This is a genomic window from Gordonia westfalica, from assembly GCF_900105725.1.
Taxonomy (GTDB): Bacteria; Actinomycetota; Actinomycetes; order Mycobacteriales; family Mycobacteriaceae; genus Gordonia; species Gordonia westfalica.
Window position 1 is genome coordinate 333,012 of sequence record NZ_FNLM01000034.1, and the last position, 14,488, is coordinate 347,499.

The window sequence follows — 14,488 nt, forward strand, 5'->3', positions numbered from 1 at the left end:
TCCGTCCCGTCGATCGACAGCCTACGGCCGGTGGATCAGATTCCGCGCCGATCCGCCCGGACCGCGGCATCCGGCCACATCGGCGGACACGGTGCGCCCGGCGTTGTCGCTAGTTCGAAATGCCACCACTCGTTCACAAAGGTCCGGCACAGGCCCCAGCGGTACCCGTTGCGTTCCAGCCAGGCCGCACCCTCCCACGGGCCGACGTCGACGGCCTCGCCGCGAACGTGCGGTGACTCCTCCGCGGGAAGAACCCAGCGCCGGGCCGCCTCGGGACTGCCATAGGTGGCGATGGCGTCTCGCCACAGCTGACGTTGTTCGGCATCCGATCGCTTCCCGGAGGTGATCCACATCGAAATGCCCTGTGCGTGGGCCTCATTCGAGGCGATCGTGTACGACGCGGCAAGCCCCGGAACCAGACCGCCCGTCCCGGCCGCGAAGGCCGTGGGCGCAGCGACCGCCTGACCGATGCCGAGCACGGCAGACGCGAGGGCTCCGACGGCCAGCGCGGTACGCGCGAGTCGGGACGCGAAATTGCTCATCGGACCAGTAAACCGTACGACCGACGTGAGCTGCGCGGACCGGCATGCGGCGTTACCGTCGAACGTGTCGGGACCGTCGAAACACTGGAGAGGCCGACATGAGGAAACGCCTGATCATCTGTTGCGACGGCACCTGGAAGTCGTCGAAGGATCCGCGGATCTCCAACGTCGAGAAGATCGCTCGCGCCGTCAAGACCGACGCCGCCGACGGCGCGGTTCAACTGGTTCACTATGTCAACGGTGTCGGGACGGGCTCCGCGTGGTCCGACCGGATCGTCGGAGGCGCCTTCGGTCGCGGACTGAACGCGAATCTCCTTGACGCGTACCGCTTTCTCGCCCTCAACTACGAGTCCGACGACGAGATCTTCGTTTTCGGTTTCAGTCGAGGCGCGTATACCGCCCGGAGCCTCGTCGGGATGATCAGCAAGGTCGGTCTGGTCACGCCACGGCGGCTGGCCGAGGACCCATCGGTCAATCTGTTCGAGCAGGCGTTACGGCAGTATCGGAACAAGTCCGACCCGCCACCGGAGCCGCTCGGCGACCGTGTGCCGGTCGCATTCATCGGTGTGTTCGACACCGTGGGCGCCCTGGGAGTCCCCGGTATCACCCGATACAAGCACCAGTTCCACGATGTGAAGCTCGGGAAGAAGGTGAAGGTTGCCCGGCAGGCGCTGGCGATCGACGAGTGCCGGCTGACGTTCGACCCGTGCGTCTGGGAGACCGCCGAGAACACGTCGACCGATGTGAAGCAGGTCTGGTTCGAGGGCGTGCACTCCGACATCGGCGGGGCCTGAAGGTCGTGGAACCGTCAGAGCTCACCCTGGCCTGGATGGTGCGGGAGGCGACCCTGCGCGGCCTCGAGTTCTCCTACGACCGCTTCGCGGCGATCCGGCAGCCGGTCGATCCCGCGCGGCCGGAGTACTCCGCCAACAAGTCGATGAACGCCGCGTATCAGATCGTCAACCTCGTCAAACTCGCGATCGGCCCATTCCGATTGCACGGCAACACCATTCGGCATCGACTCCAGCGACGCAGGCTCGAGGTCGACAAAGACCCGGCGGCGCCGCTGTTGATCGCCGCACCAGCGCTCGAGCGATGGGACACCGATCAGGACGGCCGCCGACGGAAGGCGCCGAACATCGGATGGTGGGTCGCGATGTTCGAGGGTGATACCGACGCGCTACGAGCTCGGGTAGTCGAGATCCCGCCGCTCGCGGCACCGTTGACGACTGTCTCCTAGCCGGTCGATCCGCGGCTCAGGCTTCCTTGACCGCGGCGATCTGGATGAGGTTCCCGCAGGTGTCGTCGAAGACGGCCACCACGGCGGTACCGACATCGGTCGGCTCTTGAGTGAACACGACGCCGTGCTCGCGGAGGCGGTCGTACTCGGCCCGGACATCGTCGACGGCGAACTGCGCCAACGGGATACCGTCTTCGACGAGCGCGTCGCGGTAGGGCTTCACCGCCGGGTGCCCGGCCGGTTCCAGCAGGAGTTCGGTGCCCTCGGGGGCCTCCGGTGACACGACCGTGAGCCACCAGGCGCCCTCCCCCAGCGGGATGTCGTGGTGCTTGGTGAAGCCGAGGACATCGGTGTAGAAACTCAGCGCCTTTCGCTGGTCGTCGACGAAGATCGAGGTCAACGCGATTCTCATGTCATGCCTTTCGTGCCGCCGGCCACCGCCTGGCGATCTCTGCCAGCGGTGCCGGATCGAAGTAGTGGAACTTGGCGCGTCCGCGTTTCTCGGCGTGAACCAATCCGGCGGCCTCCAGTACGGCCAGGTGTTGCGAGATGGCCTGGCGGGTCAGGCTCAGTCCCCGGCGGGTGGTGAGACGTCCGCAGATCTCGAACAGCGTCTGACCGTCGCGGTCGGCGAGTTCGTCGAGGATCGCACGCCGCGTCGGATCGTCGAGAGCATGGAACACGTCGGCCACACCCGACGATAGGCAAGCGCACGCTTGCATGTCAACGATGCTGCGATCGGTTCTGCCGCCGACCAGCTCGCCGCGGTCGCGTAGAATCGACTTGTATAACTGGGTTTGACAACTGGGTGTATCAGATCGGCCAGGGGGTCAGATCCAGTTCGGCCGCCGCCCTCACCTCGAGAGCGTCAGTGGTCAAGCACGAGGAAGGTACTCATGACCAAGCCCGTCAACCTGGCTCCCATGATGGTCCCCGCGACCACGAGCGGTGCGATCCGGTCCCCCAAGACCGCTGAGCTGGTGGCACGCACCCTGCGTCGGATGATCGTCGACGGTCGGCTCAAGGACGGCGATTTCCTCCCGCACGAAGCCGATCTCATGGCGCACTTCCAGGTGAGCCGCCCGACGCTGCGTGAAGCGGTCCGCGTCCTTGAGTCCGAGCGGCTGGTCGAGGTGCGTCGCGGTTCGCGTACTGGTGCCCGGATCCGTGTCCCCGGCCCCGAGATCGTCGCGCGTCCGGCAGGACTGTTGCTCGAGCTGTCGGGGACCACGGTCGCCGAAGTCATGCGGGCCCGCGAGGTCATCGAACCCGCAGCCGCGGAGATGCTCGCGGAGACCGGTGACACCAATGCGTTCGACGAACTCCAGGCGATCATCGACAACGAACTCGACGAGGCCTACGAGAACGGCACCATGGCCCAGGCATCGGTCTGGTTCCACCGCCGCATTGTCGAGCTGTCCGGCAACTCGGCAATGGCGATGATCGCGGGCATGCTCAGCGAGATCGCCGAGCGTCACATCGCCAACACCGTCGACGACGACCCGATGCCCCGCGCGCAGTACACCAAGCTCATCCGCTCCTACCAGAAGCTCGTCGACCTCGTCCGCGCCGGCGACGGCGCCGAGGCCGCAGCCCACTGGCAGCGTCACATGAAGAACTCCAACCAGGCGCTCCTCGCCGGACACGAGACCACCCGTATCCGGGACGTGATGGACTGAGGCCCGTCATCGTCGACGACCAGGGCAACGAGGTGCCGCGACGGTCGGCCCGGCGAGATCATCTTGCGCCCGCGTCGCCCCCGCACATCATGTTCGAGGGTTACTGGCGTCGTCCGGGGGCCACCCCCGCCGAAACCCTGGTCACACACCGTGACATCAAGGTGGCCGCGATCTTCGTCGACGGTCGACGCTGACCGAGAACGTGTCGTGCGTCTGGTCGCTGGACAAGCTCATCAATCAGACGGTCCGACTGTCGGATCTGTTTCGCAAGCACATGTTCGGGTGCTTCATCGAAGACCAGCACGGCATCGACAACCGCTACGCGGAGGGAGTCGACAACATCACCTGGGAATGCGACTACGACCGGAACGCCGCGGAACAGTTGTTACGACGCCGGACCGAAGCGATGAAAGCCGCGCGCGAGTTATCTCGAGGGGTAGCGGTCGGCGCGCACCCGGATTGATGTCGCGTGCGAACTCAACCCGGTTGCACGACCTCGATCGAAGTCGTTGAGCCGCATCGAAGTCGCCCGCGACTTCATTTCGACGAGGCACCAATCCTGCTCACCCACCTCGCCGGGTTGCGTTGAGCAAAAAATTTCGCCAGACGAAACCTATTGCTGGTCCGCTGGCACGGCAGATCCGACCTGGCGCGAAACGCATCCCCCTCAGACCCAGCGGAGGGCAATCCGCCCTCCGAAGCCCTTCACGGGGACGAGAATCGCAGCCATGCCGCGGTTCACACACCTCAACAACTGGATGACCAGGGCTTGTACGCCCCATGAAACGTCATGGGCACGTGATTCCGGAGCGTCGCGGTGGCGACCGGTCCCGCGCTCGGACGTTCGGCGTTCAGCACGACCAACCGGGAACGCTTGTCCGACGGCCGGTGTTCGAGGCTGAGCAACCAGCCGCGACCCTCGCCCGGGTTCTCGGGGTCCTCGGCGAACAGCGGTTCGCAGACGGTGTTGTCAGCTGAGGTGTACCTGTCGGCGACGCCGGTCGTCGTGTCGACGGTGGTGATCGAATCGGGGTCGCCACCGCGTACGGAGGCCTCAGCCAAATACGTGTAGCGGTGTGCGGTGGTCACGAGCCGCGGATCCACCTGCGGGAACTCACAACCGAGTTCGTTGAGCTGTTCGCGCGTCACCGCCTCGGTGTTGCGATTGATGCGCAGGCGGGTGAGAGTACCGCCGAACGCCGGGCCGGGGCTGTCGCGGAAGTTACAGAGGTAGTTGTTCCACTGCGTCCATCCGCCGGTCGCGTCGTGGGCGACGATGTCGACGACGGTCTCGGGTCCGGCTTCGTAGGCGTTCGCCACATGGAAGTGGAACAGTGAATCCGTCTCGATGCGTGTGGCTTTTCCGCCGTCACGCGGTACGAGGACGATGGTCGTGCCCAACTCCGGTTTGTACGACAGCGCCTCGCCGAACGGCCGCAACCCGAGCGCGACCGGGATGGGCCGGCTGACGACGAGCGGCCCGAGGACGAACACGAGATGACGTTCGGTCAGTGCGAAGTCGTGGACGAAGCCGAGCTTCGGGATGGGCACCGTTCCGACGCTGTGCAGGCGACGCGACTTGTCCAGGCGGTAGCAGCGGAGCATCGGACGCGGGAAGAAGTCGAGCCCGAAATTGAACACCTCGCCGGTGCGCGGATCGATCTTCGGATGCGCGGAGAACGCGCCGAGGCGTTTCAGCCCGCCGTCGAAGGATTCGCTGCCGTAGGTCTCGAGTGTCTCGGCGTCGAGGCGGTGCGGTCGGCCGCCCTCCCAGAGGGAGTAGAGAACGTCGTCGTGGACGAGAACGCTGGTGTTGGACATGTTCTCGGGGAACTTGAGGACATTCGCCAGCGGACCGCCGACCCGCTGGGTGTTGAACCCCTTCGGCGGGAGACGGGTCTCGTTGGCGCGCTTGAAACTGCGCGTGCGGACGTACCGATTCCGGTAGTGAACCCCGTCTGACGAGATGTCGAGACGGGACACCATCCCGTCTCCGTCGAAGATGTGGGTCATCGGGTGCCCACCGATCTCGAAGCGTCCCGGACCAATCCGGTACAGGACGCCACGCAGGGACTGCGGGATCTCGCCATCGATGTCGTCGACCACGTAGTCGAACTCTTCGTGCTGAGAATCCCACGGGGATTCTCCGTCGGTCTCGCGTGTACTCGTCCGGGTCAGGTCTGATACAGACATGACTGAAGAGTCTCACACGTGAGACAAATTGGGCAAGGGTGTCGCAGGACGGTGTTCTAGGATGGCGGAATGTCCAGCGGCGAAGACCTGACGAGTGCGGCACGCGCCGTTGCGCGTCGAGTCGGCGTCGGCGCGCTCACCCTGGCTGCCGTGGCGAAGGAGGCCGGCATCAGCCGCGCCACCATCTACCGCCGGTACGCCTCGCGCGACCAGCTGCTCTCGGCCATCGTCTCCTCGGAGCTCGATGCGCTCGAACGGGTCATGTTGAGCCGCCTGCGATTCGCCGACGACCCGCGGGACACGATCTACATGCTCGTCCGCGAGGTCTTGGACTACAACGCCAACAACGAACTGGTCCAGGCCGCTCTGCGGTACGACGCGGCGTCGTTGACGCCCTGGCTGATCCGGCATGAGGGCCATCCGACACTGATCGACATCGTGACCGACCGCGCGCTGGCTTTCATCACCGAATCACCCGTGGCCAGGTACCTGTCCCCCAGCCCCGAGGCCGCCGTCGAGTTCATGGTCAGCGCCGTGTGCGCCGAGCTGCTGTCCCCCGCCCGGTTTCTCACCCACGCCGACATCGCCAACCGCATCACCGACGCCATCTACCGGCCGCAGCCCGAGACCGCCTGAGCCGGCCTCGGGCGCGACGGTCGACGAGTCGCCGACGCGCTTCCGTGGACGTCTACGCGCGTGCCGTCCCAAGGTAGGCCTCCTCGATCCGCTCGATGTCGGTGGCGAGCGCCGAGGCCGAATCCTCCAGGCCGACTTCGCCATGGACCAGCACCACGGCACGATCTGCGATGCCGAGAGCCAGCCGGACATGCTGTTCGACGAGGATCACCGCGGTCTGTTCGCTGTCGGCGACGTCGCGGAGGACGGGCAGGATCGATTCGACGACGATGGGAGCGAGACCCATGCTCAGTTCGTCGATGAGCAGGACCTTCGGGTTCTGCAGCAGCGCACGGGCGATGGCGAGCATCTGCTGTTCACCACCCGAGAGATCCCCGGCCGCCACCGACAGGCGTTTGGTCAGCGACGGGAAGTGCTCGAGCGCCTTGTCGAGGGCCTCCGCTCGCGGTTTGCCGCGCAATCGGCTTGCCAGCTGGAGGTTCTGGCGGGTGGTCAGGCGGCGGAACAGTGCACGGTCGTCGGGCACCAGCACGAGACCGGCGCGGACTGCGGCGCGCGCATCGCCCGGGCGAACGGACTGACCCGCGACCGTGACCTCACCGTCGAGCCGCGGGAGCAGGCCGGCGAGCGTGGTCAGCAGGGTCGTCTTGCCGGCACCGTTCGGTCCGAGCAGGGCAACGATCTCTCCCGGGTTCACCGACAACTCGAGTCCGTGGACGCACGGGTTCCCGCGGCTGTATCCGGCGTCGAGGCCGTGGCATTCCAGCACCGTCACGACATCTCCTTCACTACCTCGGAATTCGCCTGTGCGGCTTCGGACTCCGCAGTCCCGTCGGGAGCCACCATCGCCGACGAGGGTGTCCCCAGGTAGGCGCCCACCACGGCAGGCGAGTTGCGGATCTCGTCGGGTGTGCCGTCGGCGATCACCTCGCCGAGGTCGAGCACGATCACCCGGTCGCACAGACTCAGGACGAGGTCCATGTCGTGATCGACCAGGACCATCGAGACGCCATGTGCGCGTGCCGCTCTCAGACGGTCGCCCAGCCAGCGACTCTCGGTGCTGTCGAGTCCGGCAGCAGGTTCGTCGAGGAGCGCGACCCTGGGTTGACCGGCCAGGACCCGGGCTACCGCGACCAGCTGCCGCTGACCCTGGGACAGGTCGGCCGCCGGAACGTCCCTGAGATGGCCGATCTCGAGCATCTGCAGGACGTTGCTCACGTTCTCCGATGTGTCACCGGGTGCGCGTCGTGCCGCGATCGCCAGGTTCTCGGCGACGGACAGCTCGCCGTAGAGCTCGATGTCCTGGAAGGTGCGGCCGAGTCCGGCACGACTGCGACGATGCGGTGCCAGTCCGTCGATCGCCGATCCCTCGAGAACGACGGATCCCTCGGCAGGTGCGAATCCACTGATCGCGTCGATCAGCGTGGTCTTGCCTGCCCCGTTCGGGCCGATCAGACCGACGATCTCGCCGGCCCGGACGTCGAAGCCGACGTCGCGGACTGCGGTGACCGCACCGTAGCGAACGGTGACGTCGCGGACCGAGAGGACCACCGAGCCGGTCGGCGGCGCCGTGACGTCGGTGGTCGGCGTCGCAGGCACGTCGACCGGTTGTTCCGTCGACGATTTCGACGCGACGCCTCGCTTCGCTCGGTGTCGGCTCAACCGGCGTGGGGTGCCGCGATGACCCGGGTACGGCAGCTTGTGGAGGTAGCCGACCAGGCCGTCGGGACTGGTGACGACGGTGAGCACCAACAGGATTCCGCTGACGAGCATGTAGTAGTCGCCGAAGGAGCCGTATTTGTCGGCGACGAAGTACATCACGCCACCGGGTGCGATGACGCCCGCCAGCAACGCGCCGGAGATCGACGTCACGCCGGCGACATAGGTGACCGCGAAGAGTCCGATGCCGGCGAAGACCGCATAGGTTCCGGCTGTCGCCAAGGTCTGCTGGTAGGCCAGTAGCGCGCCGCCGAGTCCGGCGAGGAAGGAGCCGATCGCGAAGGCGATGAGCTTGGTGACGCCGACGTTGATACCGGCTGCCGCCGCGGACCGCTCGTTGGCGCGGACCGCGAGCATCGATGCGCCCAGACCACTTCGACGCAGCGCGGCGACTCCGTAGGCGACGACCGTCAGGACGACGAGGCACAGGATGCCGAACGCGAGACGCGGATAGCCCTCGCCCGCACCGATACCGAGGTCGATGCCGAAGATCGACGGCGAATCGACCGGCGCGCCCTGCAGGCCGCCGTTCAGCGATGGGTTGCGGAACCAGAATGCCTCGCAGAACACCGCGAGCGCGAGCGTCGCGACCATCAGCGGCAGGCCACGCACGCGGAGGGCAGGCAGTCCGACGATCACGCCGATGACCATCGCGGCACAGGCGGCGAGAAGAGGTGCGATCGGGAAGGGCAGATCGAGACCCTCGGTCAGCCTGCTCAGCGCGTACGCACCGACGCCCGCCAGGGTCAGCTGGGCCAGCGACACCTGCCCGGCATACCCGGTGACCACGACCTGAGAGAGCGCGATGATCCCGTAGATCATCGTGGCAATCACCGCCAGGCGTAGAGAACCGGAGGTGGTGAGCAGTGCGATCACGGCGATGACAACGCCGATGATCCCGGGGACCAGCAAGTGTTCGGGACGAGGCGAGCGGCCGAGATCCTGGCGGATGACCGCTCCCCGTCCGGGCAGCGGCTGACCGCGGATCAGGAGGAACCCGATGATCAGGATCAGCGGAACCGCCTCGGCGACACCGGTGTCGGGCATCCAGTCCCAGATCGCCTGGAGTTTGGTGGCCTCCGACTGGAGCATGCCGATGACGAGTCCCGCGCCGACGGTCACCGAGATCGCGGTGAAGTTGCCGACGAGTGCGGCGGCCAGTGCCGGCACGATGAACATCGTGTAGGCGACCGGGTTCAGGGGCACGATCGGGGCGATGAGCACGCCGCCCAGCCCCGCGGTCGCCGAGGACAGCGCCCAGTTGGCGATCGCGATGCGGTCCGGTGAGAGGCCGGTGACGAGAGCACCCTTCTCCGATTCCGCGGCGGCCTCGGTGGCGACGCCGAATCGGGTGTAGCGCAACACCAATCCGGCGCAGACTGCCAGACCGACGATGACGACCGCGAGCAGGAGGCGGTCCGTCGGCACCGCACTGGATCCGATCTTGAATGTGTCGACCTTGAAGATGGGTCCGACGCTCGGGGTGTTCTCCCCCACCCGCAGGGCGATGAGCGCCTGGATGACCAGCATCAAACCGATGGCCGCGACCGCTTTGGCCAGGGCCGGTGCGGCCCGCATCGGGCGGAAGACCAGCAGGTACAGGAGGACGCCCAGGATCGCCGCGATCACCACGGAGATCAGCAGGGCGACAGCGACTCCCACATCTGATCCGAGGTCGATGGTCGACGGGAAGCCGGGGATGGGGTTGAGGAGTTCCCCTTTCCGCAGAAAGGCGTAGGTGTATGCGGCGTAGAGGGCGACGGCGCCGGTGGCGAAGTTGACCACGCCGGAACTCTTGAAGGTCATCACCAGAGCGAGACCGAGTGCGGCGAAAACGGCCCCGTTGCCGAGGCCGAGGATCAGGAACGCGAGATGGTCGGTCATGGAACTCCTCGATCGGGGCCGCGCCCAGACGCGGCCCCGATCTGTTCGGAATCAGTTGGTGTTGGTGGCGACGGTGTTCTCGAGCTTGGCGTCGGCGGTCACATCGCTGACCAGGATCGCCTTGCTGCACAACGACGTCAGCGGCGGGAAGGCCTGACCGTTGCAGGTGAACGTGATGCCCGGAGCGGCCGGCAGGGGAACGTCCTTGGCCTCGGACAGTGCCTTCTTGAACGTCTGGGCGTCGACGGTTCCCTCGAGGCCGTTGAGTTCACCGAGCGCGGCGACGACCTGGTAGCCGATGTAGGCCAGGCCGGCGGGATCGGTGTCGGGTGCGTACTGCGCCATGACGCTGCGGTACTGGGTGACGCTCGGGTCGTCGGAGCTGAGGTTGACGGTGGTGAACGCCTTGGACCCGGACACGGCCTCGTTGCCGACGGCGTCGAGGACCGGCTTGTCGATGCAGCTGGCGATCAGGTACTTGGTGGCCTCTGGTGCGACGGTCTGCAGGGTCTTGAGGACCGAAATGCACTGGCGCGAGTCGCCGAGGATGCTGACCGCGTCGGGGTTGTCGGCGAGGCCTGCGGTGATCTGCGGGGTCAGGTCGGCGGCGGCCACCGGGATGGAGACGACGTTCAGTTCGACGTTGGCCCGCTTGAACATCGGCTCGCCGAGAGCCTTCACCGAGGCCGCGGCATCGCCGGAGTCACCGATGATGACGGTGACCTTCTTCAGTCCGTCCTTGGCGGCGGTGGCGGCCTGGCCCGCCATCACGGCAACGATGCCGCCGGACAGCATGAACGAACCGGGCGTGGCCATCTCGGCCTGCGAGACCGGTGCCTGCGCGACGAAGGGGATGCCCGCGCCGGCGATGATCGGCAGCATGACCGCACCCTGGGCGCCGAGCGGCGACACCACGACCGAGACCTTCTCCTCGACCATCTGATTGGCGCACTTGGTCGCCGAGGCCGGCTCTTCCTGCTGCTTGCACACCACGAGATCGATCTTGTGCCCGCCGATGCCGCCACCGTTGTTGTTCAGGAACTCGACAGCGGCTTCGCCACCCTCGCGGACCATCGGCGTCGTCACCGCACCACCCTCGGGCGTGATGAACCCGACCTTGATCGGGTCGTCGGTCGCCGCATTGCTGGGTAGCGAGCTGGTCTCACCAGCGCTCGAGCTGTCGGAACTGTCGTCGGCGCATGCAGTGAGCGTGCCGAGAGTCAGGACGCTCGCGCAGCCGAGGACGGCGGTCGTGCGGACGATCCGTCTGAGAGCAACTGGTGATTTCAACTGCGATCCCTTCGATAGGAGTTGACGCCCGCCCGGAGGTGCTCCGTGAGCAGGTGGTGAACTGTGGTCGGCGTCGTGGTGACTGTAAACCCGGATGATGTCGGGTATGAGTGCTTTCGGGAAAGTCTGTGACGCTCCAGTTCAGTTGCAGCACAGCGTCTTCCGGATCTCACGTGCGAAACGCACGTCAACTGACGCCACCCGCCCAGCCGGCCGAGGAGCGCCAACCGCGAACACTGCGACCCGCTAGCCGCGTGGCGCCAACCGCGAACACGGCAGCCGCCCCACCCCGCTGGCCGAGTAGAAGCAACCGCGAACACGGCAGCCGCCCCACCCCGCTGGCCGAGTAGGAGCAACCGCGAACACGGCAGCCGCCCCACCCTGCTGGCCGGGTAGGAGCAACCGCGAACACGGCAGCCGCCCCACCCTGCTGGCCGAGTAGCGTCGACCGAGCGCAGCGAGGACGCCGCGTATCGAGGTCACCGTGTCCTACATCACACTGGACTTCAAGGCAAAAGTTAGACCACCATCCAGAAATCGGTGGCCGAATGTAAGAATTGGTCCCTAGGCCGCTACCCGACCGCTCGACGACCCGACGGAGGCACACCGATGACGGAGGTTGCGCCCGTTGGACGTCGTGAACGGAACAAACAACAGACCCGCGACCGGTTGCTGGTTGCCGCCCGTGAACTCCTCGCGACCCGCGGCACCGATGCGACGGTCGAGGAGATCGCCGAGCGAGCCGAGGTCTCCCGCGCGACCTTCTTCAATTACTTCCCCAGCAAGGACGACCTCGTCGGTGCGCTGTACGCCGAACTCATGGGCGTCTTCGGGCGGGTCGTCGACTCGATGCTGCGACGACCGGTCAGCACCCACGACCGGGTGGTCGGCGTGTTCATCGACTTCGCGCAGTCATCGCTTTCCGATCCCGACTACATGCGTGTGGTGACCGGGGAGATCGAGCGTCTGGCGACGGCGTCGGAGGGCCTTGGCGAGCGCAGTCATCTCTTCACCACGCAGGTGCGGCGCCTGTTGGAGCCCGGCCTGGAACAAGGCGATCTGCGCACTGATCATCCGGTGGAGTTCCTGGCGCAGATGGTCGCGGCGATCTACCTGTCGACGATGCGCTACTGGCGGATCGATCCCGAACTCGACATCACCGAAACATTCGAGCGCGCAGGACGATACGCGGCCGAATCGATCGTCCCTCGCTGAGCGTCAAGCGTCGTCCGGTCGCGGCACCTCGTTCTCCCAGCGCGCGCGACGCTCGTCGTCGGTCTGCTCCCACCAAGGAGTACCGCGCTCCCCCAACGCGACTTTCGCGGCCTGGACGCCGGCTCGCGATTCGGGGGCACCCTGTGTCCGTTTCACGTCCCGTCGCCAGGCCATGAGGATCGACTGCAGTTCGGACCGTCGCTCGTCCGGGATGAGCGGATCCGTCGCACGCCACTTGCGACCATTGATCACCACGTAGTGGCCGTCGGGGGTGTGCTCCGGATCCGTCATAGGTCCAAGGTGCCATGGACACGAGATTCTCCGCCGCAACCATTGTTCTGCGCCACCAGCAGCTATATCCTTTAGCTATGGCTACAGCCTATAGCTCATCGCGAAAGTCCGATCGTCGGCAGACGACTATCGACGAGGCTGTCGGCCATGCTCGCGACATCATCGCCGAGCAGGGAGCGGGAGCGGTGTCCATATCCGAGATCGCTCGGCGGATGCAGATGCGACCCCCGTCGCTCTACAAGTACTTCCCGTCGCTGAACGCCCTGTACGACATGCTGTTCGAGATGGGAAATGTCGATCTGAGTCGGTACGTCGATGACGCACGACTCAGCCGTGAGCCCGGGTTGGATCAACTGCTCGAACAGTCACGGGCGATCATCCGCTGGTCGATGACCGAACCGGGCCTGGCGGCGCTGTTGTTCTGGCGGCCGGTTCCCGGTTTCGAGCCGAGCGAAGCGGCGTTCGCTCCGGCGCGGGCGATCGTCGACAAAGCTCGGGAGGACCTGACCACCGCGGTCGCACGCGGTGAACTGAGTCCAGCTGCCGACTCCGAGGCTGCCTTGCGCCTCCTCACATCGGTCGTCTCGGGCATCGGTTCGCAGCAGATGTCGAATGAACCGGGCGCGAGCTACGAATCCGGTTCGTACACGCGGCTACTCGACGACGCCCTGCAGATGTGGGTGCGTCACTATTCGCCCTGAGCGAGTCTCGGGGCACTCAGGAAGGAACATCATGCGTCAGGATCTCACCAGCGACTCGGTGTCGCGCCACATCGACGCGAGCCCCCAAGAGCTGTACGACATCGTCTCCGACGTCACGCGCACACCCGAGTTGTCCTCGGAGATAGCGGATGTGAAGTGGCTCGACGGGGCCACCGGTCCGGCCGTCGGAGTCAGATTCCGGGCCCGCAACAGCGCCGGCCGCGGACCGGACTGGTTCAACAAACCCGTCGTCACGGTCGCCGACCGTGGGCGTGCGTTCGCCTTCGAACGGACGGAGTGGATCGGCGGCACTCTGCGGTGGAGTTACCGCTTCGAGCCTGACGCGACGGGCACGACCGTCACCGAATCGTACGAAGTGACCGAGCCGCTCAACGCATTCGGGTGGTTCCTGATCGGCACGCTCTATGGACTCAAAGACCGCAAGACCGATCTGCGGCAGGGTATGACGGAAACCCTCGAACGGCTGGCGGTGATGGTCCGGCAGCCGGCCTGAGGCCTGTTCAGGCCGGGTCGGCGAACGTCCCCGCATGCACCGTGCAGTCGTCGCCAAGGGGGCGCCGTAGTGACCATCGTTCGGTCAGTCTGCTGGCAGCCATCTTCCACTCGCCGTCCTCAACGACGTAGTCGTCGTCGTACTCCCCGGCCATCACGGTTTCCGTGCGCTCGATCAGGTTCACCTGACGGAACTTCAGCGTCCAGCGACCAGTCGCCGTCGTCTCCGAGGTCAGCGTGATGTCGGGATGGAAGCCGTGGTGCATGTCGAAGATGACGTACTGGCCGTCGACCTTGTGCAGCGCTATCTGCTCGAAGATCTTCGCCATCGGCTCCGCGTCGTCGAAGGTGCCGAGTGGGCCGTAGTCGATCCGTGCTCCGCGTGCGATGAAGCAACTGCGAAAACCGTTGACGTCCCTCGCATCACATGCTCGCCAGTAGCGGTACTTCAGCTGCTTGATGGCTTCGATGCGGGCGAGGTCGACGAGGCAATGGGTCGCGTCGAGATCCATTGGTCCACCATAGAATCTCAGACCGTCTGAAAGTCGGACTTGACTGGGTCGCGACCGAAGTTGCTTTCGCGGC

General features: G+C 65.9%; 18 protein-coding genes. 9 read left to right on the plus strand and 9 right to left on the minus strand.

The features are described 5' to 3' along the window. Window positions 1–35: 35 nt before the first annotated feature. The gene (locus tag BLU62_RS06900) at window positions 36–542 is read right to left on the minus strand and encodes a M15 family metallopeptidase (protein WP_074848849.1); all 507 of its coding nucleotides are present in this window, start codon (window positions 540–542) and stop codon (window positions 36–38) included. Between the two features lie 98 nt (window positions 543–640). On the opposite strand from BLU62_RS06900, the gene BLU62_RS34545 reads away from it, so the two are divergent. Together BLU62_RS34545 and BLU62_RS34550 are read left to right on the plus strand one after the other, a co-directional pair. Further along, entirely contained in the window at window positions 641–1,336 is a 696-nt protein-coding gene (locus BLU62_RS34545) for a DUF2235 domain-containing protein (RefSeq protein WP_342028593.1), read from the plus strand. 5 nt (window positions 1,337–1,341) lie between these two features. Beyond that, window positions 1,342–1,782, plus strand: coding sequence for a hypothetical protein (locus BLU62_RS34550; RefSeq protein ID WP_342028594.1), 441 nt, complete (start codon window positions 1,342–1,344; stop codon window positions 1,780–1,782). A 16-nt stretch (window positions 1,783–1,798) separates the two neighbouring features. Here BLU62_RS34550 and BLU62_RS06910 read toward each other — a convergent pair whose 3' ends face one another. Together BLU62_RS06910 and BLU62_RS06915 are read right to left on the minus strand one after the other, a co-directional pair. Further along, the gene (locus tag BLU62_RS06910) at window positions 1,799–2,194 is read right to left on the minus strand and encodes a VOC family protein (protein WP_074848850.1); all 396 of its coding nucleotides are present in this window, start codon (window positions 2,192–2,194) and stop codon (window positions 1,799–1,801) included. 1 nt (window position 2,195) lies between these two features. After that, a complete protein-coding gene (locus tag BLU62_RS06915) occupies window positions 2,196–2,504 on the minus strand; it encodes an ArsR/SmtB family transcription factor (RefSeq protein WP_074848851.1) in 309 nt (102 codons plus the stop codon). Window positions 2,505–2,678: 174 nt separating this feature from the next. Here BLU62_RS06915 and BLU62_RS06920 point away from each other — a divergent pair, with 174 nt between their 5' ends. Genes BLU62_RS06920 through BLU62_RS34900 form a run of 3 tightly spaced genes read left to right on the plus strand, consistent with a single transcriptional unit; the run spans window position 2,679 to window position 3,924 of the window. Continuing rightward, window positions 2,679–3,461 (plus strand): FadR/GntR family transcriptional regulator, encoded by a 783-nt coding sequence (locus BLU62_RS06920; protein WP_074848852.1) that lies wholly within the window; start codon window positions 2,679–2,681, stop codon window positions 3,459–3,461. Between the two features lie 32 nt (window positions 3,462–3,493). Beyond that, window positions 3,494–3,655, plus strand: coding sequence for a hypothetical protein (locus BLU62_RS32875; protein WP_159441551.1), 162 nt, complete (start codon window positions 3,494–3,496; stop codon window positions 3,653–3,655). Window positions 3,656–3,663: 8 nt separating this feature from the next. Then, a complete protein-coding gene (locus tag BLU62_RS34900; protein WP_074848853.1) occupies window positions 3,664–3,924 on the plus strand; it encodes a hypothetical protein in 261 nt (86 codons plus the stop codon). A gap of 284 nt (window positions 3,925–4,208) precedes the next feature. Here the strand turns inward: BLU62_RS34900 and BLU62_RS06930 are convergent, their stop codons facing one another. Continuing rightward, window positions 4,209–5,654: a carotenoid oxygenase family protein gene (locus BLU62_RS06930; protein ID WP_074848854.1), complete on the minus strand. Its 1,446-nt coding sequence runs from the start codon at window positions 5,652–5,654 to the stop codon at window positions 4,209–4,211. A 69-nt stretch (window positions 5,655–5,723) separates the two neighbouring features. On the opposite strand from BLU62_RS06930, the gene BLU62_RS06935 reads away from it, so the two are divergent. Further along, a complete protein-coding gene (locus BLU62_RS06935; protein WP_074848855.1) occupies window positions 5,724–6,290 on the plus strand; it encodes a TetR/AcrR family transcriptional regulator in 567 nt (188 codons plus the stop codon). A gap of 52 nt (window positions 6,291–6,342) precedes the next feature. Here the strand turns inward: BLU62_RS06935 and BLU62_RS06940 are convergent, their stop codons facing one another. From BLU62_RS06940 to BLU62_RS06950, 3 genes are read right to left on the minus strand one after another with little or no spacing between them, the layout of a single operon-like run. Further along, window positions 6,343–7,065, minus strand: coding sequence for an ABC transporter ATP-binding protein (locus tag BLU62_RS06940; RefSeq protein WP_074848856.1), 723 nt, complete (start codon window positions 7,063–7,065; stop codon window positions 6,343–6,345). Further along, window positions 7,062–9,893 (minus strand): branched-chain amino acid ABC transporter permease/ATP-binding protein, encoded by a 2,832-nt coding sequence (locus tag BLU62_RS06945; protein ID WP_074848857.1) that lies wholly within the window; start codon window positions 9,891–9,893, stop codon window positions 7,062–7,064. Before BLU62_RS06945 ends, BLU62_RS06940 begins: the two co-directional genes overlap by 4 nt. Window positions 9,894–9,944: 51 nt before the next feature. Continuing rightward, window positions 9,945–11,183, minus strand: coding sequence for an ABC transporter substrate-binding protein (locus tag BLU62_RS06950; protein ID WP_074848858.1), 1,239 nt, complete (start codon window positions 11,181–11,183; stop codon window positions 9,945–9,947). Window positions 11,184–11,792: 609 nt separating this feature from the next. Between BLU62_RS06950 and BLU62_RS06955 the strand changes: the two genes are divergently transcribed. Continuing rightward, complete coding sequence (locus BLU62_RS06955; protein WP_074848859.1) at window positions 11,793–12,398, plus strand: TetR/AcrR family transcriptional regulator; 606 nt, start codon at window positions 11,793–11,795, stop codon at window positions 12,396–12,398. 3 nt (window positions 12,399–12,401) lie between these two features. Here the strand turns inward: BLU62_RS06955 and BLU62_RS06960 are convergent, their stop codons facing one another. After that, on the minus strand, window positions 12,402–12,689 hold the full coding sequence (locus BLU62_RS06960; RefSeq protein WP_074848860.1) for a hypothetical protein: 288 nt from the start codon (window positions 12,687–12,689) through the stop codon (window positions 12,402–12,404). Window positions 12,690–12,766: 77 nt separating this feature from the next. On the opposite strand from BLU62_RS06960, the gene BLU62_RS06965 reads away from it, so the two are divergent. Further along, window positions 12,767–13,390 carry a TetR/AcrR family transcriptional regulator gene (locus BLU62_RS06965; RefSeq protein ID WP_074848861.1) on the plus strand — a complete coding sequence of 208 codons (624 nt, stop codon included), beginning with the start codon at window positions 12,767–12,769 and terminating at the stop codon, window positions 13,388–13,390. Window positions 13,391–13,421: 31 nt separating this feature from the next. Beyond that, complete coding sequence (locus BLU62_RS06970) at window positions 13,422–13,904, plus strand: SRPBCC family protein (RefSeq protein ID WP_074848862.1); 483 nt, start codon at window positions 13,422–13,424, stop codon at window positions 13,902–13,904. A 7-nt stretch (window positions 13,905–13,911) separates the two neighbouring features. Here BLU62_RS06970 and BLU62_RS06975 read toward each other — a convergent pair whose 3' ends face one another. Further along, window positions 13,912–14,415, minus strand: a complete 504-nt coding sequence (locus BLU62_RS06975; protein ID WP_074848863.1) for a nuclear transport factor 2 family protein — start codon at window positions 14,413–14,415, stop codon at window positions 13,912–13,914. Window positions 14,416–14,488: the final 73 nt, after the last annotated feature.